Origin of the sequence: Halochromatium salexigens (genome assembly GCF_016653295.1) — a bacterium.
GTDB classification, from domain to species: Bacteria; Pseudomonadota; Gammaproteobacteria; order Chromatiales; family Chromatiaceae; genus Lamprobacter; species Lamprobacter salexigens.
In genome coordinates, this window is record NZ_NHSF01000056.1 from 43,967 (window position 1) to 64,634 (window position 20,668).

General features: G+C 63.6%; 16 protein-coding genes and 1 pseudogene. 12 read left to right on the forward strand and 5 right to left on the reverse strand.

All coding sequences use genetic code 11. The features are described from left to right. Window positions 1–997: PD-(D/E)XK nuclease domain-containing protein (locus CCR82_RS09410; protein ID WP_201245391.1), on the forward strand; the 997-nt coding region annotated here is incomplete at its 5' end. Between the two features lie 257 nt (window positions 998–1,254). Here CCR82_RS09410 and CCR82_RS09415 read toward each other — a convergent pair. Beyond that, complete coding sequence (locus CCR82_RS09415; RefSeq protein WP_201245393.1) at window positions 1,255–2,133, reverse strand: helix-turn-helix domain-containing protein; 879 nt, start codon at window positions 2,131–2,133, stop codon at window positions 1,255–1,257. A gap of 35 nt (window positions 2,134–2,168) precedes the next feature. Between CCR82_RS09415 and CCR82_RS09420 the strand changes: the two genes are divergently transcribed. The 9 genes from CCR82_RS09420 to CCR82_RS09460 all read left to right on the forward strand — a co-directional run bounded on the left by CCR82_RS09420 (window position 2,169) and on the right by CCR82_RS09460 (window position 11,706). Then, window positions 2,169–3,020 carry an alpha/beta fold hydrolase gene (locus CCR82_RS09420; protein WP_201245395.1) on the forward strand — a complete coding sequence of 284 codons (852 nt, stop codon included), beginning with the start codon at window positions 2,169–2,171 and terminating at the stop codon, window positions 3,018–3,020. A 125-nt stretch (window positions 3,021–3,145) separates the two neighbouring features. Beyond that, window positions 3,146–4,927, forward strand: a complete 1,782-nt coding sequence (locus CCR82_RS09425; RefSeq protein WP_242513377.1) for a PD-(D/E)XK nuclease domain-containing ATP-binding protein — start codon at window positions 3,146–3,148, stop codon at window positions 4,925–4,927. Between the two features lie 81 nt (window positions 4,928–5,008). After that, entirely contained in the window at window positions 5,009–5,740 is a 732-nt protein-coding gene (locus CCR82_RS09430) for a hypothetical protein (protein ID WP_201245397.1), read from the forward strand. Then, complete coding sequence (locus CCR82_RS09435; protein WP_201245399.1) at window positions 5,737–6,591, forward strand: nucleotidyl transferase AbiEii/AbiGii toxin family protein; 855 nt, start codon at window positions 5,737–5,739, stop codon at window positions 6,589–6,591. Before CCR82_RS09430 ends, CCR82_RS09435 begins: the two co-directional genes overlap by 4 nt. Before the next feature lie 148 nt (window positions 6,592–6,739). After that, window positions 6,740–9,832, forward strand: coding sequence for an isoleucine--tRNA ligase (gene ileS, locus CCR82_RS09440; protein WP_201245401.1), 3,093 nt, complete (start codon window positions 6,740–6,742; stop codon window positions 9,830–9,832). Window positions 9,833–9,965: 133 nt separating this feature from the next. Continuing rightward, window positions 9,966–10,151: a type II toxin-antitoxin system HicA family toxin gene (locus tag CCR82_RS09445; protein ID WP_201245403.1), complete on the forward strand. Its 186-nt coding sequence runs from the start codon at window positions 9,966–9,968 to the stop codon at window positions 10,149–10,151. Between the two features lie 2 nt (window positions 10,152–10,153). After that, complete coding sequence (locus tag CCR82_RS09450; protein ID WP_201245406.1) at window positions 10,154–10,366, forward strand: type II toxin-antitoxin system HicB family antitoxin; 213 nt, start codon at window positions 10,154–10,156, stop codon at window positions 10,364–10,366. Window positions 10,367–10,534: 168 nt separating this feature from the next. Further along, window positions 10,535–10,789 (forward strand): RRXRR domain-containing protein, encoded by a 255-nt coding sequence (locus tag CCR82_RS09455; RefSeq protein WP_242513378.1) that lies wholly within the window; start codon window positions 10,535–10,537, stop codon window positions 10,787–10,789. Then, the gene (locus CCR82_RS09460) at window positions 10,786–11,706 is read left to right on the forward strand and encodes a DMT family transporter (RefSeq protein WP_201245409.1); all 921 of its coding nucleotides are present in this window, start codon (window positions 10,786–10,788) and stop codon (window positions 11,704–11,706) included. Before CCR82_RS09455 ends, CCR82_RS09460 begins: the two co-directional genes overlap by 4 nt. Before the next feature lie 48 nt (window positions 11,707–11,754). Here CCR82_RS09460 and CCR82_RS09465 read toward each other — a convergent pair whose 3' ends face one another. Next, on the reverse strand, window positions 11,755–13,254 hold the full coding sequence (locus CCR82_RS09465) for a DEAD/DEAH box helicase (RefSeq protein ID WP_201245411.1): 1,500 nt from the start codon (window positions 13,252–13,254) through the stop codon (window positions 11,755–11,757). Between the two features lie 208 nt (window positions 13,255–13,462). Between CCR82_RS09465 and CCR82_RS18665 the strand changes: the two are divergent. Further along, a pseudogene (locus tag CCR82_RS18665) lies at window positions 13,463–13,555 on the forward strand (hypothetical protein); the annotation flags it as partial. A gap of 446 nt (window positions 13,556–14,001) precedes the next feature. On the opposite strand, the gene CCR82_RS09475 reads toward CCR82_RS18665, so the two are convergent. Then, complete coding sequence (locus tag CCR82_RS09475; RefSeq protein ID WP_201245518.1) at window positions 14,002–17,484, reverse strand: class I SAM-dependent DNA methyltransferase; 3,483 nt, start codon at window positions 17,482–17,484, stop codon at window positions 14,002–14,004. A gap of 131 nt (window positions 17,485–17,615) precedes the next feature. On the opposite strand from CCR82_RS09475, the gene CCR82_RS09480 reads away from it, so the two are divergent. Next, window positions 17,616–18,413, forward strand: a complete 798-nt coding sequence (locus CCR82_RS09480; RefSeq protein ID WP_201245413.1) for a Uma2 family endonuclease — start codon at window positions 17,616–17,618, stop codon at window positions 18,411–18,413. A gap of 100 nt (window positions 18,414–18,513) precedes the next feature. On the opposite strand, the gene CCR82_RS09485 is transcribed toward CCR82_RS09480, so the two are convergent. Together CCR82_RS09485 and CCR82_RS09490 are read right to left on the reverse strand one after the other, a co-directional pair. Continuing rightward, window positions 18,514–19,503, reverse strand: coding sequence for an adenosine kinase (locus CCR82_RS09485; protein ID WP_201245415.1), 990 nt, complete (start codon window positions 19,501–19,503; stop codon window positions 18,514–18,516). 134 nt (window positions 19,504–19,637) lie between these two features. Beyond that, window positions 19,638–20,582, reverse strand: a complete 945-nt coding sequence (locus tag CCR82_RS09490) for a DNA ligase (protein ID WP_201245416.1) — start codon at window positions 20,580–20,582, stop codon at window positions 19,638–19,640. Between the last annotated feature and the right edge of the window lie 86 nt (window positions 20,583–20,668).

The window sequence follows — 20,668 nt, forward strand, 5'->3', positions numbered from 1 at the left end:
TGAGCCGGTCTATAACCCCTATGACATCCTGCTGTTCATTAGCGATGGCCACAGCTTCCGAAACTACTGGTTCGAGACCGGCAGCCCGAGCTTCCTGATCAAGCTGTTCCAGCAGCGACGCTACTTCCTGCCGGATCTCGAACAGCTTGAGGTGGGCGAAGAGATCCTGGATTCCTTCGACGTCGAGCGCATCAATCCCGTGACCTTGCTGTTTCAGGCGGGGTATTTGACCGTCGCTAGCACGCAGGTCCGTCGTGGTCGCCTGATGTTTAGACTCAAGGTGCCCAACCAAGAGGTCCGCCTCGCGCTCAACGATCAGTTCATCAGCGGCTACACCGGCCTCGAAGAGACGCGCATCCGGCTACAGGATGGCCTCTATGACAGTCTGGTCGCCGGTGATCTGCCGGGGCTGATTGCCCTCATCAAGCGCCTGTTCGCCGGCATCCCCTGGCGCAACTTCACCGGCAAAGATCTCCCCGATGCCGAGGGCTACTATGCCAGCGTGCTCTATGCCTTCTTCGCCAGCCTGGATGCCGAGATCATTCCAGAAGACCTGACCAATCATGGTCAGGTCGATCTGACCCTCAAGCTTGCCGGTTACATCTACGTCATCGAGATCAAACTGGTGCGTGATGCGCGCGGCAAAGACGATCGGGATCTAGAGTCGAACGCCATCACCGCAGCGTCAGCAACCGCCCAAGCAACCGCTCCGGCAACCGTTGTCACTGTAGCAAGCGAGGACTCGACTGCTCTGCTTGGCAATCCGGCTAGCGCGGACTTAGCCTTCGGCGCTGGCGCTGGCGCTGGCGCTGGCGCTGAGCTAGCGGCTAACGCTCCAGCCGCGCCCGCCACCAACCCAGCCCTGGCACAGATCCAAGCACGCGGTTACAGCCAGAAATACCGGCAAGCACCAGGCAAGGGCCTCTTCGAGGTCGGCTTCGTCTTCAGCAGCGCCGCGCGCAACTTGATCCAGGCCGACTGGCGGCGGTTGCACTGAGTGTGCAGATGGTTCGCCGACGACCTGCTCAGTAACGGTTCAGAAACAAGTGGCACAATTCCACTAAAGATGCCAGATCAAGAAGGGCTTATTGTTCCGCCAGCACTAATCCAGACGGCAGATGCCCTTGTTCTCAGTATCCGGAGGCATCTTGATGTCCGGATCACACAAGTCAGGACAATAGCTTGCCTTTAGATGCTCCGGTTATTCTTGCGTCCTACCCAAGCGCTTAAGCAAGTGCCACTGTCGAACAACGACTACGCGCAGCGCAGCACGTCCTCGGTGGTGTCGTCCGCTGGATAGAACAGCTCAAGGAACAGCGTGCTTCGATGCCAGGCTGATGGCGCACCGATCGCAGCGCTCAAACAGTCAAACCGCAACTCAGTGCGATCGAGGCAGTAACGCTCCTCGGTCTGGATCGGCATGTCGGGTGAGCGATCGCTGTCGAAGAGCGGCGCAATGTTGGGCCACTCGCAAATAGCGTCGAGCAAGCGACATAAGTCCGGATCATCAAATCCCTGAGCGATGACGCGGTTCAGATAGTTCGGAACCAGCTGTTCGGGTTCGGCCATGAAGGGAAAGAGGCCCTTTGGATGCAGCGACGCGCGCAGTAGGTTCGGACGACCGTCACCACAGGTACGCTGCCACAGTGCATCACCATCGGCCCAGTGTGCAATCAGCCGCGCGAACCCTTGGTTCATCGCGATCAGATTCTGAGCGCGATCGACAAGAATCGCTGGATAGGGTTCTTGCTGTGCCAACAAACGCTGAGTCATGGCAGCAGTGCGTGCATGAACGGATTCGGGGGCGCTCGGGCTAGTCGGCGTGCTCGGCAAATATCCACCTGCAGCGAGCAGGATCTCTCGGTCAGGTTGTGACAGTTTCAGTGCCTGAGCGAGGCGTTCCAGCGTCGTTCGGCCCGGGCGTACTCGGCCCGTCTCGATGAAACTGACATGCTTTTGCGTCAATCCGGCGCTCACGGCAATGTCAAGCTGCGAGCGTTGCCTCGCCCGGCGCAGCGTTTTCAACAAGGCTCCCACACTCATGGCTTGATTCCCCGCGTGGAATTGTCGTGCGCTCCGACGTTCTGGATGCTTTGGCTCAGAGCGTGCGATCGAGCGCGCATCAAGTTCCAACCCCATGACGTCCGAGACTGGACTGGAGACACTGCATGTTGCCTTTGAAAACCGCTGATCATGTCTTGAATGGCGCTCGCTACAGAGTCCGCAAGGCCGGAGCGGGAGCCAACATCGTATTGATGCTTCACGGTTGGCCTGATGACGGGCAACTTTGGCAGCATCAGGCAGGCGTGCTGGCTGATGCGGGGTACTGTGCAATCTGCCCCGATCTCCTTGGATATGGTGAGAGTGACGCGCCGCATGAGCTTGCGCGTTGCTCGGTCCCCGCGATGGCAGCCGATATGCTGGCTCTGATCGATCAGCTCAATGCGGACGCAGTCCATCTCGTCGGTCATGATTATGGTGCCATGATTGCCTGGGAAATGGCCTTAGCAGCGCCTGAACGTTTCGCGAGCTTCAGCGCCCTCTCGGTTGGCCATCCGGCGCCGCTGACGGAAATCCGCATCGAAAATCTTCGCTATCACTGGTATTTGGCGCTGGCGAATACGAGTATCGGAGCCGACCTCTATCTTGCGAGCAAGGGCTGCCTGATGCGCGAGCTTCTCCGCTCCCATCCGGAGGGCGCGATGATGACACAACGCTGCCTCGACGACCCCGAGCGGCTTCACAACATGCGACGGATCGAGCTGAGCATGCCGGTTGCGGACCTCTTGCTCGACAGACTGAGTCGCCAGCACCCGTATGCCCCGAAGTGCCAGGTGCCAACGCTTGGGCTTTGGGGGGAGGCAGACGACCTAGTGCCGGAGCGCCAGATGATCGAGACCGGACGATACGTGGCAACGGATTGGCGCTACTCGCTCATCGCCGGCGGTGGACACTGGATGATGCTTAGCGATCCAGGCGCCGTGACTCGGGCCTTGCTGGATTGGATACAGGCACGCTGAGCCTGTCAGTGATGTGCCTTCTGTACCTCGGAGCACAGTAGGGATGGATCGCCCGTAGATCGACATCAAGGCTGCGCGCATGCTATGACCCGCACAGTCAGCAAGCGGTCATCACGCCAAGCCCTATGTCCCAGCAAAAGCTCCCGATCGGCATCCAAACCTTCCGCAAGATTCGCGAAGGCGGCTTTACCTATGTCGACAAGACTGTCGAGGCCAAGGCGCTGGCGCAACAAGCCGGGGTCTACTTCCTCTCGCGTCCGCGCCGCTTCGGCAAGAGCCTGTTCGTCGATACGCTGAAGGAACTGTTCGAGGGCAACGAGGCGCTATTTCATGGCCTGCACATCCATGACCAATGGGATTGGAGCCAACGCCATCCGGTGATCCTGCTCGACTTCGCCGCCGGCGTGGTCCAGAACCGTGCCGAGCTGGATCGGCGTATCCGGCAACTGATCAAGGACAATGCCCTTCGACTCGGGATCGATGGCGACGGGCAGGATAACGACATTCCCGGCTGCTTCGCTGACCTGATCCGCCAGGCCCATGGCCAGAGCGGCCAACGCGCGGTGGTGCTGATCGATGAATACGACAAGCCGATCCTCGACAACATCGAACATCCGGAGCGCGCCGCCGAGCTGCGTGAGGGCTTGAAGAATCTGTACTCGGCGCTCAAGGCCGAAGATGCCCATTTGCGCTTCGTCTTTCTGACCGGCGTCAGCAAATTCAGTCGGGTCAGCCTATTCTCGGGACTCAATCAACTGCGCGACATCACGCTCAGCGCCCCCTTTGCGACCATCTGCGGCTACACCCAGCAGGATCTCGAGACCACCTTTGCCGAGCATCTGGCCGGTGTCGATTGGGACGAGCTGCGTCGCTGGTACAACGGCTACGGTTTTCTCGGAGAGCCGGTCTATAACCCCTATGACATCCTGCTGTTCATTAGCGATGGCCACAGCTTCCGAAACTACTGGTTCGAGACCGGCAGCCCGAGCTTCCTGATCAAGCTGTTCCAGCAGCGACGCTACTTCCTGCCCGATCTGGAACAGCTTGAGGTGGGCGAAGAGATCCTGGATTCCTTCGACGTCGAGCGCATCAATCCCGTGACCTTGCTATTTCAGGCGGGGTATTTGACCGTGGCCTCGACTACGCAGCAGTGGGGTGAGCTGACCTTTCGGTTGCGCATCCCGAACAGCGAGGTGCGGCGCGCGCTGAACAACCAATTCATCGATGCCTATGCGGGCATCAGCGACACGCGCCTGAGCTATAAGCGGGGGCTCATCGAGGCCTTGGCACAGGCCGACCTGCCGGCCCTCGTCGCCACCATCAAGCGCCTGTTCGCCAGCATCCCCTGGCGCAACTTCACCGGCAACGACCTCCCCGATGCCGAGGGCTACTATGCCAGCGTGCTCTATGCCTTCTTCGCCAGCCTGGATGCTGAGATCATTCCGGAAGACCTGACCAATCATGGTCAGGTCGATCTGACCCTCAAGCTTGCCGGGTACATCTATGTCATCGAGATCAAATTGCTGCGTGATGCGCGCGGCAAGGACGATCGGGATCTAGGTCCGAACGCAGTCACCGCAGCGTCAGTCACAGCTCCAGCAACAGCCCCAGCAACAGTTCCGGCAACCGTTGCCACGGCAACAAGCGAGGACTCGCCTGCTCTGCTTGGCAATCCGGCCAGCGCGGCCCCAGCCTTCGGCACTGGCACTGGCACTGGCACTGGCGCTGAGCGAACGGCTAAGGGTCCAGCCGCGCCCGCCACCAACCCAGCCCTGGCGCAGATCCAGGCACGCGGTTACAGCCAGAAATACCAGCAAGCACCGGGCAAGGGTCTCTTTGAAGTCGGCCTCGTCTTCAGCAGCGCCGCGCGCAATCTGATCCAGGCCGACTGGCGGCGTCTCCGCTGAAGGTCGTCCATGGCGGAGGCGGGCTGTGAGGCTGTCCAAGTCATGTTTGATCCTTTCATAAAATGAAAGTATCTTGCATGAATGGAGACGCTGACCAAAACCATCCTGAGCGCCGGCTTGCAACAGCGGACGCTGACCGAGGCACAGCTCGCGCGCCTGCTCGGGGGCAGCGCGCAACGTCGCTACAATCTGGTTAATCGTGCTTTGCACCGTGGTGAATTGCTGCGCCTGCGGCGTGGCCGCTATCGTCTCGCGAGTCGGGTTGCTAACGGCGGCTCGTATCCCGGCGGCGGCGCCCATCCTGGTGGCGGAGCGCATCCGTTTGTGTTGGTGCAAGGCTTGGTGCCTGGTGCCTATGTCTCTTTCGAGTCGGCACTGGCCTTTCATGGCTGGATTCCGGAGGCGGTGACGCTGGTCCAAGCGGTCACTCCGGATCGGCGCAGCCGTCAGTACCAGATCGACGAAGCCGGCCTATTCCAATTCGCCCCACTGCCGTTGATCAAGGGGTTCATGCTGGAGGCTGTGGACCGCGTCGTGCTTCAAGAGCAAGCCGCCCTGATTGCTCAACCACTACGGGCGCTGCTTGATCTCTTCTGCCTGCATCGCTGGGACTGGAGCAGCGCGCGCGCATGGCTCGGCGGGGCGCGGATCGATCTGGAGCCATTGGCCTCATTAGAGGTCGAGCGGCTGCAAGCACTGCGCCGCGTCTATCGGCATCGGCGGATGCAGCAGGTCATCGATGGTCTCAGCAGCTGTCTACTGTCAGGGGAGGCAGGTGATGGACGGGTGCTCAGCCAGGGCGGTTGTCAGTGATCGACCTGCTGCGTGAGCGCTTGCAGTCCTATGCCGCGACGGATGCGCACCGCGAGCAGCAAGCGTTGCGGGAAATCCTGCAGGAAGTTGCGCTCTACGGACTCTGGCGGGCAGGCTTCTTCGAGCAGGCGGCCTTTCAGGGAGGCACGGCCTTGCGCATCCTGCAGGGTCTCAGGCGCTTTTCGGAAGATCTGGATTTCATCTCGCGAACGCCTGCCCCTGATTTTCGCTGGGAGCCCTATCTCGCCACCATGGCCGATGTGCTGGCCGATTTCGGCATCCGCTGTGAGCTGCGCGACCGAAGCAGGATGACGCGAGCCGTGCGTGAGGCCATGATCAAGGACGATTCCCTCGGCCGCCAACTGGATCTCTCTTTTTACCGGGGAGGCTCGGGCAAGAAGCTGCGCGTCAAGTTGGAGCTGGATAGCCGACCACCGGCAGGATCGGGCTTCGACTTTCAGTACCTGGATTTCCCGCTGGACTTCGAGGTCTGCGCTCAGGATCTACCGAGCAACTTCGCGCTCAAGCTGCACGCATTGCTGTGCCGGCCTTATGTAAAGGGCAGGGATTGGTTTGATTTTGCCTGGTATGTCGCGGGCCGAGTTGCCCCGAATCTGCCGCATCTGGAGGCGGCCTTGGCCCAAGTCGGCCCTTGGGCGCAGCAGCCTCCGCGCGTCGATTCGCAATGGCTGAAAGCGGCCTTGATGGCGCGCATTGCTGAGATCGACTGGCCCCAGGCAGCGCGTGATGTGGCCCCTTTTGTCAGCGCGCCGGATCAGGCTAGCCTGGGTCTCTGGAGCGAGCGGTTCTTTGTCAGCAAAGTCAGCAAGCTCTTTCCCGAGGCGCCATAAGGCTCAGTGAGCCATGAGCCATGAGCCATGAGCTGTGAGCCTCGCGCGTCGAGCGCCAGAGTGAGGCGAGTCTGGTAGTCTCTCCCCCAACTGATTCAGATCGGGTGCTGTTTGCCTGCACCCGCGCGCACAACGGGTTTTTCAAGCTGTGACCGACTACAAACATACCCTCAATCTGCCGAAGACCGGCTTCCCGATGAAGGCCAACCTGGCCCAGCGTGAGCCTGAGATGCTCAAGCATTGGCAGGCGATCGATGTCTACGCCTTGGTGCGCGCGGCACGAGCCGAGGCGCGCGCACGCGGTGAGACCTTCATCCTGCACGATGGCCCACCCTACGCGAACGGCGAGATCCATATCGGCCACGCGGTCAATAAGGTGTTGAAGGACATCATCGTCAAGTCGCGAACGCTCGATGGGCTGGACGCGCCCTATGTGCCGGGCTGGGATTGCCATGGCCTGCCGATCGAGCTGCAGGTGGAGCGCAAGAAGGGCAAGCCGGGGCAGAAGATCAGCGCCACCCAGTTCCGTCATGCCTGTCGCGACTATGCCGGCAAGCAGGTCGATGGCCAGCGCGCGGATTTCCAGCGCTTGGGCGTGCTGGGTGATTGGGCGCATCCCTATCTGACCATGGCGCCGCGCTTTGAGGCCGACATCGTCCGTGCGCTCGGCCGGATCATCGCCAACGGCCATCTGCAGAAGGGCTCCAAGCCGGTGCACTGGTGCATCGACTGCGGCTCGGCGTTGGCTGAGGCCGAGGTCGAGTATGCCGATAAGGACTCGACCGCGATCGATGTGCGCTTTGCGGTGACCGATCCCGAGGCGCTGCTGGCGCGCTGCCATCGGGTTCCGGAAGGCGCTAGCCATGCTAATGCGGGCGCTGCTCAGGATGGCGCTGGCCATTCCAACACGGACGCTTTTGAGGTTGGATCTGGCGATTCCCCTGCTCGCGCTGCTGATGTCGTCGATGCCGGTGCCGGTGCCGATGCTGATCTTGCTCACGGAGCGCAGACTGGGGCCGCGAGCGGAGAGTTCGCCGGGCACGGCAGCGGGCCGATGTCGGTGGTGATCTGGACCACCACGCCCTGGACCTTGCCGGCCAACCAGGCCGTCGCTTTGAACCCCGAACTCGAGTACGCGCTGGTGCAGGTGGCCGAGGACGGGCCGAACGGCGCCGAGCGGCTGCTGGTCGCCGAGGGTCTGCTCAAGGACACCATGGTGCGTTGGGACATCGAGCATTATCGGGTCATCGCCTACGGTCGCGGCGATGCCTTCGAGGGCTTGATGCTCGCGCATCCGTTCTATGAGCGTCAGGTGCCGATCATCCTCGGCGAGCATGTCACCCTCGAGGCTGGCACTGGCGCGGTGCACACGGCGCCCGGTCATGGCCTGGAGGACTACATCGTCGGCCGCCGCTACGATCTGGCGGTGGACAACCCGGTCGGCGGCAACGGACGCTTCCTCGAAGGCACGCCGCTGTTCGCCGGCGAGAACGTCTTCGATGCCAATGAGCAGGTCATCGAGACCCTGAAGGCGAACCAGGCGCTGGTGCGCGAGCAGCGCTTCAGCCACAGCTACCCGCATTGCTGGCGGCACAAGACGCCGATCATCTTCCGCGCCACCCCGCAGTGGTTCATCAGCATGGAGCAGGCCGGTCTGCGCGAGTCCGCGCTGCGCGAGATCGACCGCGTGCGCTGGATGCCGGACTGGGGCCAGTCGCGCATCGACGGCATGGTGCGCAACCGCCCGGATTGGTGCATCTCGCGCCAGCGCACCTGGGGCGTGCCGATCACGCTGTTCGTCGACAAGGAGAGCGGCGAGCTGCATCCGCGCACCGAGGCGCTGATCGAGGATGTCGCCCAGCGCATCGAAGCGAAAGGCATCGATGCCTGGTTCGAGCTGCGGCCCGAGGAGCTGCTCGGCGACGAGGAGGGCGCGCGCTACGAGAAGGTGCAGGACACGCTCGATGTCTGGTTCGACTCTGGCGTCACCCACGCCTGCGTGCTCGATCGCGGCGCCGCTGAGGCAGGGAGGGAGCCGGGAGGTGCCTCAGCTGGCGACACAGCCAGCGAATGGGCCGGTCTGCGCCGCCCGGCCGATCTCTATCTCGAAGGCTCCGACCAGCACCGCGGCTGGTTCCAATCCTCGCTTTTGACCTCGGTGGCGATGCACGACCAGGCGCCTTATCACGCGGTGCTCACCCACGGCTTCACCGTGGATGAGAAGGGCGAGAAGATGTCCAAATCCAAGGGCAACGTGGTGCGCCCGCAGGAGGTGATGAAGACCCTGGGCGCGGACATCATCCGGCTCTGGGTCGCCGCCGCTGACTATCGCGGCGAGATGCGCGTCTCCGACGAGATTCTCAAGCGCACCGCCGATGCCTATCGGCGCATCCGCAACACCGCGCGCTTCCTGCTCTCGAACCTCAATGGCTTCGACCCGGCCAGGGACCTAGTCCCCGCCGCCGAGATGATCGAGCTCGACCGCTGGGCGGTGGATCGGGCGCTACAGTTGCAGCAGGAGTTCACTCAAGCCTATCAGGACTATCAGTTCCATCTGATCTACCACCGCCTGCACAACTTCTGCGTGGTGGACATGGGTGGCTTCTATCTCGATGTGATCAAGGACCGCCAATACACCACCGGCGCCGACAGCCTGCCACGGCGCTCCTGCCAGACCGCGATGTATCACATCGTCGAGGCCATGAGCCGCTGGCTGGCGCCGATCCTGAGTTTCACCGCCGAGGAGATCTGGCGCCATCTGCCCGGCGAGCGCGACGAGACCATCTTCACCGCGACCTGGTATCAAGGGCTGTTCGCGCTCGATGCCGCTGATCCCTTTGATCGCGCCTTCTGGAGCCAGGTGCTCGCGGTGCGCACCGCCATCGGTCGTCAGCTCGAGGCGGCGCGCACCCAGGGCCAGATCCGGGCCGCGCTGGATGCCGAGATCGATCTCTACTGCTCAGCGGAGCTACAAGCCCTGCTCAGCCGCCTCGGCGACGAGCTGCGCTTCGTGCTCATCACCTCCGAGGCGCGGGTGCATGCGTTGGTCGAGCGACCCGAGGACGCACTCGACACCGACGTCGAGGGGCTCGCGGTGCGCATCCGCGCCAGCGAGCACCCGAAATGCGTGCGCTGCTGGCATCACCGCGCCGATGTTGGCACTCACGCCGCCCATCCCGAGCTCTGCGGGCGTTGCGTGGAGAATATCGACGGCGGGGGGGAGGTACGGCGCTTTGCATAAGCAGCAGACGATTCATGCAGATGGCGCTCATCATATGTCGTCAGGGTGCTACCTGCAGGCTGATCAATGAAGCAGGTTCGGTGGCGGAACGGATGGGCGGAATGCGGCGCCAGAAGGTCGACCCTAGTTGCCCATGAAAGTCTCAGAGGTTTTGTCCAGACTCAACGCTGATGGCTGTTATCTCGCCACCACGAGAGGCAGCCATCGCCAGTTCAAGCATCCCTCGAAGCCTGGCCGGGTCACGGTTTCCGGTAAACCGAGTGACGAGCTAGCGGCCGGAACTCAGAACAGCATCTTCAAGCAAGCAGGGTGGAAATAGCTATGCGGTATGCCATCGTGATTGAGAAAGCCAAGGGTAATTTTTCAGCCTATGTGCCTGACTTGCCAGGCTGTATTGCCACCGGAGAGAGCGTCGCTGAGGTCGAAAGTCGCATCCGCGAAGCGATCCTGTTGCACATTGAGGGACTGTGCGAAGACGGATTGACAGTCCCATCGCCACAGAGCCAAGTCGACTATATCGACATTGCCGCCTGACGACGCTAGTCAGCATTGCTGCAGACGGTGCCGAGGCGATTGCACAGATGCGCGAACAGGTGTTCGATCTGATTCGATTCCCCACGCAGGCTCCAGCAGTGCTAGCGTGGTCACCCTGAGTATCGGCGTGGCGACAGCAGAGGCGGAACCGGGTCGAGCAGGACCGAGTTGAAGGCCAGCCTGCACATCAGAAGACTGCATCACCAGGCCCGTAAGGGCACCGATTTGGAGAAGACTATGGCGGTGTTTGTTTTGGACAAGAAAAAGCAACCGCTCATGCCCTTCTCAGAGAAGCGGGCACGGTTGCTGTTGGAACGAGGCCGGGCTGTGGTGGTACGGCTCGATCCCTTCACCATCCGATTGAAAGACCGCGTCGGCGGCGAGACTCAGCTGCTACGCTTGCAGCAAGAGCAAAACGGATGAACCTGAGTATCGTACTCGTCGCGCTGGCGGCCCTTTTCTGGGGATTGTCAGGCGGCATCGGCGGCATCCTGATGGCCGATGGCTGGGATGCGTTCGTGGTGTCGTTCTATCGGGGCGCGATCGGACTGCTGTGTGTGCTGCTCTGGCTCGCGTTGCGTCCAGGCCGCAGCGGGCTCGCCCATCGCCGGCTCTGGGCCTGGTCGGCGCTTGCCGGGGTCGGCGTCGCGGGTAACTTCGCGTTCTATTTCGTCAGCATCGCGCAGGGCAGTGTCGCGGTGGCGGCGACGTTGATGTACTGCGCCCCGGTGTTCGTCTATCTGGTGTCGTTCGCCCTGAGGCTGGAACGCCCCACCGTGCTGAAGTTTGCCGCCATCACGGTGGTCATGCTGGGCATTGGGTTGCTGACCCAGATCTACGATATCGAGGCGAGCGGCGTGACGCCCCTGGGGGTGACCGCCGGGCTGCTGGCCGGGCTGTCCTACGCAATCTTCATCTTCGGCTTCAAATACGCGGCGCCACACGGCAGTCCGCAGGCCATTCTCGTCATCGCCTTCACCGTCCTTGCCATCCTCCTGGTCGGCGTCATCCTGATCCGCCCGGGCGATGTCGGTCAGACCATGGCCGTGGCCGCGCTGAAGACACCCGATTGGCCGCTCTTTGCCGCCCTCGGTGTGCTGGGCGCGGGTTTGTCGTTCGTGCTGTATATCATCGGACTGAATCACACCGCGCCCGCCGTGGCCTCGATCGTGGCCATGGTCGAGCCGGTCACCGCATCGCTGTTTGGCGTCGTGGTGTTACAGGAGAGCCTCGGCGTGCTGCAAATGATCGGCATGGCGCTGATCTTGGTCACGGTGACCACGATGAGCGTCTTTTCACAGGCCGCGCAGCCGCCGCCTGCCGACTTGACCACGCCCTGAATCGCGTTCACTCATCCTTCCGCCTTCACCCTTCGAGTCCCGCCCAGATCAAGCCTGCCCGTCGTCGTCCCGGCGGCGCTTGGGTGGGGCAAAGCCGGCATCGACGCGCTCGGTGACGGCACGGCTGGCAGCGTTGGGCTGAGTGCTGGATTGGGCGCTGGATTGGGTGCTGGGCTGGCGGCGTTTGCCGAGGTTCTTGCGATCGCGCAGGCGTTGCTTCGGCTTGGTGGTCTCGGCACCGTGCGTGTCTTTGGCCGCGTTGGCGCGAGGGCCGGGCTGAGTGCCAGGCTGGGCGCCGCGCTTGGCACCGATCTTCGAGCCCGCTTTCGCGCGGCTGCCGCTGGCCTTGTGACCCGTCTTGCCGCTCGGCTTGCCACGCCCCTTGCGCTGCGGATTCGGGCCCTTGAACCGGGCCTCGAGGCCGGGCAACTGGCGCCGCTCGACCTCGATGCCGAGCCAGCGGCTGATGGATTCCATCCTGTTCCATTCCTGCGCCGAGACCAACGAAAGAGCAATGCCGGCGCGTCCGGCGCGGCCGGTGCGTCCGGTGCGGTGCAGGTAATCCTCGCCACTGCGCGGGACATCGAGATTGATCACGCGCTCGACGCCGGTCAGATCCAGGCCACGCGCGGCGACATCGGAGGCGACCAGCACCGAGACCTGGCCGCGCTCGAGCAGGCCCATCACCCGTTTGCGCTCGCGCTGATCGAGTTCGCCATGGAGCACGGCGGCGCGCACCTGCTCGCCGATCAGGAAGGCACCGATGGCATCGGCGCGGGCGCGGGTGTTGGTGAACACCAAGGCCTTCTGATAGTCCTCATGCTGCAGCAGCCAGAGCAGCTGCGCCTGTTTGTGCGGCAGCTCGTCGCTGAGGATGATCTGATGGCTGATGTCCGGATGCGCGGCGCGGATGGCATCGATCTCGATGACCTGAGGATCGTTCAGCAGATGATCGGTGAGCGGGCGCAGGCCGCCGTGCTTGAGCGTGGCCGAGAACAGCAGCGATTGGCGCGCTCGGTTGCTGGCGCTGATGAGGGTGATGACATCGGCGGCGAAGCCGAGGTCGAGCATGCGGTCGGCCTCGTCGAGGACCAGGAAGCCGAGCTGCGTCAGATCGGCCTCGCCGGTCTCGAGATGTTCGAGCAGCCGGCCGGGAGTGGCGATGACCAGGTCCGGGTTCTTGCGCAGCGCCGAGACCTGGCGGCCGCGATCCTCACCGCCGACGATCACCGCCGCGGTCAGCCGGGTGCGGCTGCCGAGGTTCAAGAATTCGCTCTGGGTCTGGCTTGCCAGCTCGCGCGTCGGCACCAGCACCAGGGCGCGGATACCGCCATCGGGCGCCGGCTCCTCGCTGAGGCGCTGCAGCATCGGCAGCAGGAAGGCGCCGGTCTTGCCGGAGCCGGTGGCGGCCGAGGCGAGCAGGTCGCGGCCCTCGAGCACGGCGGGGATCACCCGCTGTTGCACCGGTGTCGGCTGCTGCCAGCCGGCGTTAGCGATGGCGCGCTGCAGCGGCTCGTCGAGGTCGAAGGCGTCGAAGGTGTTGGTCATTGTTGTGAGTCGAACCTGGCTATACGAAGATCCTGCGCCTTTTGCGACGCGCTTGTTGGGCAATCGCCAAAGCGAGGGCGCCATTCTATGTCAACGAGCTGTTAAGCAGCAGGACGCCGCGCGGGGTACCGCCACCCAGTGCGGTGAGGATGGCGACAGTTACGTCTCCGTGTTGAACGAGCATCCTGCCCCCGGCTAACAATACCTGTTGGAGAAATGGCACCGCACCTGCGCCTACTGCGGCGCCCAGGGCGTCCCCCTCCAGATCGAACACATCGACCCCAAGCGCCGGGGCGGCTCGGATCGGGTCAGCAACCTGGCCCTGGCCTGTTGCGCCTGCAACCAACGCAAAGGCCACCAGCCGATTGAGGTCTTCCTTCAGGACGAACCGGCGCTGCTGCGCCGCATCCAGGCACAGGCCAAGGCGCCACTCAGGGATGCCGCTGCTGTGAATGCCACCCGCTGGGCGCTGTTCGAGCGACTGAAGGCCACCGGCTTGCCCGTGGCGAGCAGCTCTGGTGCTCAGACCAAATACAACCGCCAGCGCCTCGGGATTCCCAAGACCCATGCGCTCGATGCCGCCTGTGTCGGTCCGCTCGGTGCGTTGCATGGATGGAATCGGCCAACGCTAGCCATCAACGCCACGGGGCGGGGAAGCTATCAGCGCACGCGCCTGGATCGCTTCGGCTTCCCGCGTGGCGACCTCACCCGGCGCAAGCCGAGGACGCTTGGGGGACATTCCGGCGATCAGCGTACCAAACGATACTGCTCGCCCTCGCGTTGCAGTAGGCCGAGGTCTTCAAGGGCGGCGAGGGTGTCGGCGATCCTGGGGCGGGTCTTCTTCGGCTCGGTGAACGCCGCTGTCAGCTCATCGAGGCTGCGTGCCTGGTTGCCGAGTGCCTCGCGCACCGCTGCGATCTGCGCGCGCATGCCGGCGCTGGCGCGGGGAAACTTCTTTGCTTTCTTCGGCTTGGTGGCGGCGAGGGCCGGCGTGGATGTCGCGAGATCGGCCGTGCGTTGCTCGGGCGGCGTCTCGGTCTCGGGGCACTGATACGCAGGGCGCAGCCAGCGGATGAGGCCCTTGGCCTCCTCGGCGGCGCGCTCGGTGTTCAGCGCCACCAGGCGGGTCAGTAGTTCTTCTTCGGCTTCGAGCTCGACGGCGGGCTTATCGGGCCAGGGGCTGGTGGCGCCGGGGCGACCGACGAGCGTCTCGGCCAAGTCTTGCCAGCCATAGGCGGCAAAGACGGCGGCGTCGAGTTGATCGTGCAGCTCCGCGAGCAGGCTGACCAAGCCCTGGGTATTGATAGCGCGCTCCTTGTCGGTCAGCGCGGTTCCGCGGCGCTGAGCGTCGAGGACGTTGTAGAGGCCGGTCAGGGTCAGACTCGGGTGCTGGGCCTGCTGGCGCTTGCGATGGGCGTCGATCTGCTCGGCGAGATTGCGGATGCGGGTGATTTGGGTGTCGCTGGCGGCCGGGAAGGGGAAGGTCTCGAAGCAGCGGGTTTTGTTGTAGCGGGGGCGGTCTTCGAGCGTGCCGCCGACAACGAGTGACCAAAGGCAATGCAGGCGGCTGGACAGGACACCAAGATGGTAGGCATCAGTGGTCGCTATAGTGACGAGCGCATCGTCAGGGAGAACGTTCTTTTCCAAGAGACAGAAAAATCGATGCTTGCTCGTTACAACCGTCGCGATGTACCGATCAAGACACGCAACCATCGCGCGTAGCTCGACTCGAGGCTCGCCGAAAATCCACCAATTCTCCCGGTAGGTGGCACGATTGTTCTGATCCCGCTCCGGCTTCACTCGCTCCAACAGCCGCTGATAAATGGCCGGATACTGATCCCGCACCTGCTCGACGCCGAGCCCAAACAGGTCGATGACCTTCACGCCGCGCGGGCTCTGGGTCAGATCGCGGCCATTGCGATAGTCGCGGATCACCGCCTCGAGTCCCGGTTCCTCACCCAAGCCGAGCGTCTGGGCTTCGTCCTCGGTAACGATGAAGCCGGCGCCATGCAGCTTGACACCGGGCGAGCTGATCTCGCCCATCGCCCGCAGCGTCTTGGCCCCAGCTACATCCGCCCCAATCGCTAAATCCGCAAACAGCTTCCCTTCGCGCTTGCTCAACTCCACTGCATGCGCGTCCTCGTCGCCCGAGCGCTCGGCCGTGACCTCGCACAGCCGCCCCGGCTGATCGCCTGCGGCGCCGACGGTCATGGCAATACGCACCTGCGCGCCATCGCTGGTCTTGACCCAGGGATGATTGGGCACCGCGAACACCAGCGACAGCGGCGTCTTGGCATCGTTCAGATGCGGCTCCAGCACACGTCGGTTGAAGGTCTGGCGCAGGCTGTTTGTGGTGATGAAGCCAAAGCGCCGCACCTGACCCTGGCGGACCTTTTCGGCAGCGATCTGCCACCAGTACATGACGAAATCGGCTGAATCTGGCACCAGTCCGCTATAGACCCCGCGCACTGCCTCTACATAGCCGTCACCGAGCGCTTCTCGCAGTCTTTTTGCGCCGATGAACGGAGGATTGCCGACGATGAAGTCGGCCTCCGGCCAGTCGGCGCGGCGCGGCTCCAAGTAGCGATAGACCGGCAGCCGCTGGGTCTCATCGGGAATCGGCTCGCCGGTGATCGGGCTCGGCTTGGTGCTGCGCCCGTCCCAGACGCTGACCGGCTGGCCCTGGTCATCGAGCAGCGGCTCGCGCGCCTCGGCGGCGATCAGCGCGTCGCGGCACTGGATGTTGTGGAAATCGCGCAGCACCGGCTCGGGCGGGTTGATATGGCCATAGGTGCGGAAGTGCCATTGCAGATAGCCGATCCAGAGCACGATCTCGGCGATGCGGGCGGCCCGCGGGTTGACCTCGAGCCCGAGGAATTGGTTGGGGCTGACGGTGAGCCCCTCGAGTTCAAAGCTAGTGGTCTTTTGCAGGCGGCCCAGCACATCGAGCACCTCGCCTTCCAGCCGCTTCATGTGCTCGAGCGCGACATAGAGGAAGTTGGCACTGCCACAGGCCGGGTCCAGCACCCGCGTCTGGCAGAGCTGGCCGTGGAAGCGCTTGACCTCGGCGAGGGCGGCTTCGAGCTTGCCCTGGCGCTGGTAGTTCTGCGCGGCGGCCTGCACCTCCTCCCAGTCGGCGCGTAGCGGCTCGATCACGGTCGGCATCACCAGGCGCTCGACATAGGCGCGCGGGGTGTAATGGGCGCCGAGCTTGTGGCGCTCGCGCGGGTCGAGGGCGCGCTCGAGCAGGGTGCCGAAGATGGCCGGCTCCACCTGGCGCCAGTCGGCGCGCGCGGCGGCGATGAGCTGGCCGATCTGCTCGGCGCTCAGCGGCAGCGGGTCGGCGCCCTCGAACAGGCCGCCGTTGAATCGCAACACCTGGTGCATCAGCACGCCGCAAAAGCCGCCGCTGTGCATCGTCTGCCAGAGGCTGGCCAGGGCGTCCGGGAATTGCTCGGGCTGGTCTTTCAGCCGCTGCAGCAGCGCGCAAAAGCTGCCCTCCGGGAGCAGCCCGACGTCCTCGGCGAACAGGGTGAACAGGCAGCGGGAGAGGAAGCCGGCCACGCGCTCGGAGTCCTGCCCCGAGGTTTCCAGTGACTTAGCCAAGCCAGCGAGCGTGCTGGCGATCTCGCGGGTGACTCGACCGGCGTAGCGGCTGGGGTCGAGCCCGAGCGGATCGAGCCAGAGCGCGCGCAGGCGCTCGCGCATGGCCGGCTCGCGCAGTTGCTCGAGCCCGATGCGATGGCTGCGCGGGTCGGGAAAGGGCACATAGTGGCCGCCCGAGCAGGTGAATTCGGAGAACAGCACGATACTGCGCCCGACATCGACCACGACGATGAAGGGCGGGCGACCTTCCGCCGCCGGCAGGGCGCGGACATAGTTCTCGGCCTGTTTGTGTGCCTTGACGATAGCGGCATCCCAGTGCTCGCTGCCGGTCTGCTTGCCGGTATCCTTGCCCTCGAGCACGAAGCAGCCGCGGCGGTAGAGGTCGAGCGAACGCGGCCTGGTGCTGCCGTCAGGGCGCTGCTCGGTGACGCGGCGCTCGAACACATAGGCGTTCTGGCTTTTATCGGCGCTGGCCGGCTGCGGCTGCGGCAGATCGAGCAGGCTGCACAGCTCGGTCAGGAACAACTGCAGGTTGGCGCGCTCGTTGCCACCGTGGCTGGTGCCGCCGCCCCAGCGTGCGATGAAGGCGTTGACCTTGGACTCGATGTCGGACTCCGGACTCATGTCATTCACAGCAGGTTCCTTTGGGCGTGCAGTGGCGGTACATGATAAACGCGCGAGTTTATAGGCAAGCCTAGCGAACGGCCTTTGCTCTATGATGCGGCTTATGAGCGAACCACCACCGGAGCCGAGCGATGAACCCCTTATCTCACATCGATCCGGATGACCCCTATCCGGACAGCGACGGACAGCCGATGGCCGACAATACCGAGCAGTATCAGTGGTTGGTCAAGATCAAGGAGAACCTGGAGATCCTGTTTGCCGATGACCCGACTGTCTTCGTCGCCGGCGATCTGCTTTGGTATCCCGTGCCGGATCGCCGCGAAACCGGCCCGATTGCGCCGGATGTCTTCGTCGTCTTCGGCCGGCCCAAGGGGCGGCGCGGCTCCTATCGCCAGTGGGAAGAGGAGGGCATCGCTCCACAGGTCGCCTTCGAGATCCTATCTCCCTCCAACAGCGCCAAGGAGATGGCGGACAAGCTGGATTTCTATGATCGCTACGGCGTCGAGGAATACTACGTCTATGACCCGGATCGGCACACACTCGGCATCTGGACACGCCAGGGCGTTGATCGGTCCGCGTCCGCGCTCGAGCAGACGTCCAGGTTCGAGTCCAAACCCAAATCCGCTCCGGGCAGTCAGGATACCCGCCCAAGGCTCACCCGCCAGTCGCACATCCACGGCTGGACCAGTCCATTGCTCGGGGTGCGTTTCGCGCTCACGCTCGAGACGCTGCTGCTTGACTACCCCAATGGCCAGCCGTTCTTGACCTCTGTAGAGCTGGCGCGCCGCGCCGAGGAGGCTTCCACGCGGGCTGAACAGGAGGCGATGCGCGCCAAGGAGGAGGCCATGCGGGCCGATGCCGAGCATATCCGCGCCGAGCGTTTGGCGGAGCGCTTGCATGCGCTTGGAGTGGACCCAGAATCCTTATAAGGATGTATGCCTAACGGCTTCTGAGCCTCGCTCGTCCCCGTCAACAGACGGGGGCTACAAAGCTTGAGCCAGAAACGATGCAGGCGGGATCGCGCGCCGGTCAGCTCAGCGACTTCAGGATCGCTTGCGTCTCTTCCTGCGGCAACCGTGGCCCGAGGCTGGTGACCAGCTTGGCCGAGGTCGCCGAGGCCAGGTCGCCGGCGCGTTTGTGGCTCCAGCCCTGGGCCAGGCCGTAGAGAAAGGCCCCGGCGAACATGTCGCCCGCGCCGACGGTGTCGACCGGCTCGACCTTGACCGGATCGATTTCGACCAACTCCTTGCCATCGAAAACCAGCGCGCCCTTGGGACCGCGCGTGATCGCGAACTCCTTACTCAGCGTTTTCAGATAGGCGACCGCCTCGTTCAGATCATCGCTCTCGGCCATCCCCATGGCCTCTTCCTCGTTGGCGAAGATCAGGTCGACACCGTCGCCGATCATCTCCTTGAGCCCATCCTTGAAAAACTTGACCATGTTCGGATCGGACAGCGACAGCGCGGTCCGCACGCCGGCATGCTCGGCCGCCTTGCGCGCCTCGATCGCCGCGACCCGGGCGGTATCCGAGGTGACCAGATAGCCTTCGGTGTAGAACCACTTGGCGGCGTTGAGCGCGTCGACCTCGACCTCGTGCACCGAGAGATTGCCGCTGATGCCCAGATAGGTGCACATGGTGCGATCGGAGTCAGGCGTCACCAGGACCACGCAGCGGCCGGTATCGCCCTTCTCCAGATAGGTGCCATCGAGGGTGGCGACGCCACCGTCGCGCAGGTCTTTCATGTAGAAGTGGCCGAGTTCGTCGTCGGCGACCTTGCAGGCATAGTAGCCACGACCGCCGAGCTGGCTGAGCGCGATCACCGAGTTCGCCGCTGAGCCACCAGAACCGCGCTGGTGATGATGTTCGCGCAGATGCTCCATGATGCGCAGCTGATGCGCCTCGTCGACCAGGGTCATGACGCCCTTGTCGATGCCGAGCCGTTTGAGGTCGTCAGCGCTGACCTCGTATTCCATATCCACCAGTGCGTTGCCGAGGGCGTAGATGTCGTAGGTACTCATACTGTTCCTGTGATTGCTGTGACAGTGCCCATTGTCGCAGAAAACGCACATCCGTTTCGACCTTGGGCCTTGGATTCGATCGCCAACGCTGGCCGGTTGCGGCGCTCGCGGTATTTCCTGGCGCAGGAAAACGGCTACAAATCGTCGGCCACGCGCAGGAAGCTGGCGAAGCGTGGCCGGTCGTACTTGGTGCGGCCGTGGTACTTGAAGGTGACCAGACTGCCAACCGGCGGCGGGTCAGCACGCTCGGCGTCGCTGAAGCCGGTGCCGAGCTTGAAGCGGGTGCCATCCGGCTCCTCGACCAGCATCGAGCCGAGCATGCCTGTGTACTTGCCTTGGCCTGGCAGGTGCTCGAGGACGATCGCCTCGCCTTCGAGATACGGCTTCACCTTGAGCAGCGTGGCGCTGCGCCCACCCTGATAGGGGGCATCGCGCCGATGCAGCATCAGCCCCTCGCCGCCGGCGGCAACGATGCGCTCCAGCCGTGCTTGCAGCGCCTCGTGATCCGCGATCGGATGCTGATGGGCGAGTCTCAGGCGCGTGCTCGGGGCCTGCTCGAGGAGCTGTTCGAGCGCCGTGAAACGGGCCTCGAAACCGCCCTCGGCCGCCGGTAGATCAAAGAGCACATAGCGCACCTGTTGCCAGGCCTCGACCTCCGGCTCCAGGGTGCGCACGGTGCCGGAGAGATCGGCGAAGGTGCCACGCCCCATCCAGAGTTCGCCATCGAGTGGTTGGTTCGGGAAGCCGGCGGTGAACCAGGCCGGGGCATTGATGATCAGGCCACCGCGTGTGATCAAGCGGCGCCCATCCCAGAACGCGCGCACGCCATCGAACTTTTCGCTGACCAGGTACTGGGTCAAGTCCACGCCGGGTTCATAGACCTGCGCGAGGGTCAGCTCCGGCGGCGCGGCGCGCACGGCGGTACTGAGATCCTGATGCTCGGTCTCGAGGTCAGTGGCGGTGGATGGGTCGATCGTATCGAGACCGGAGCCGGCATGGCTCGCGCCGACGAACGGCGTTCGCAGGCTGGCCCAGAGCAACAGCGGCAGGCCAAGGCGGGGCAGGGGAGCTTGAGGCATGGCGAGTACCTGGATCGGTTGGGACCAGAGCGAAACTCTAGCCGCCCAAGGACGTGAATTCAAAAGGCCGGCGAGCAACCGAGAAT

Excerpts from the sequence above, each read along its gene's own strand:
- CCR82_RS09480 (WP_201245413.1), top strand. The coding sequence starts at position 17,616 with ATGAACCCCTTATCTCACATCGATCCGGATGACCCCTATCCGGACAGC.
- CCR82_RS09475 (WP_201245518.1), bottom strand. The coding sequence starts at position 17,484 with ATGAGTCCGGAGTCCGACATCGAGTCCAAGGTCAACGCCTTCATCGCA.
- CCR82_RS09465 (WP_201245411.1), bottom strand. The coding sequence starts at position 13,254 with ATGACCAACACCTTCGACGCCTTCGACCTCGACGAGCCGCTGCAGCGC.
- CCR82_RS09425 (WP_242513377.1), top strand. The coding sequence starts at position 3,146 with ATGTCCCAGCAAAAGCTCCCGATCGGCATCCAAACCTTCCGCAAGATT.
- CCR82_RS09430 (WP_201245397.1), top strand. The coding sequence starts at position 5,009 with ATGGAGACGCTGACCAAAACCATCCTGAGCGCCGGCTTGCAACAGCGG.
- CCR82_RS09485 (WP_201245415.1), bottom strand. The coding sequence starts at position 19,503 with ATGAGTACCTACGACATCTACGCCCTCGGCAACGCACTGGTGGATATG.
- CCR82_RS09445 (WP_201245403.1), top strand. The coding sequence starts at position 9,966 with ATGAAAGTCTCAGAGGTTTTGTCCAGACTCAACGCTGATGGCTGTTAT.
- CCR82_RS09450 (WP_201245406.1), top strand. The coding sequence starts at position 10,154 with ATGCGGTATGCCATCGTGATTGAGAAAGCCAAGGGTAATTTTTCAGCC.
- CCR82_RS09460 (WP_201245409.1), top strand. The coding sequence starts at position 10,786 with ATGAACCTGAGTATCGTACTCGTCGCGCTGGCGGCCCTTTTCTGGGGA.
- CCR82_RS09420 (WP_201245395.1), top strand. The coding sequence starts at position 2,169 with ATGTTGCCTTTGAAAACCGCTGATCATGTCTTGAATGGCGCTCGCTAC.
- CCR82_RS09490 (WP_201245416.1), bottom strand. The coding sequence starts at position 20,582 with ATGCCTCAAGCTCCCCTGCCCCGCCTTGGCCTGCCGCTGTTGCTCTGG.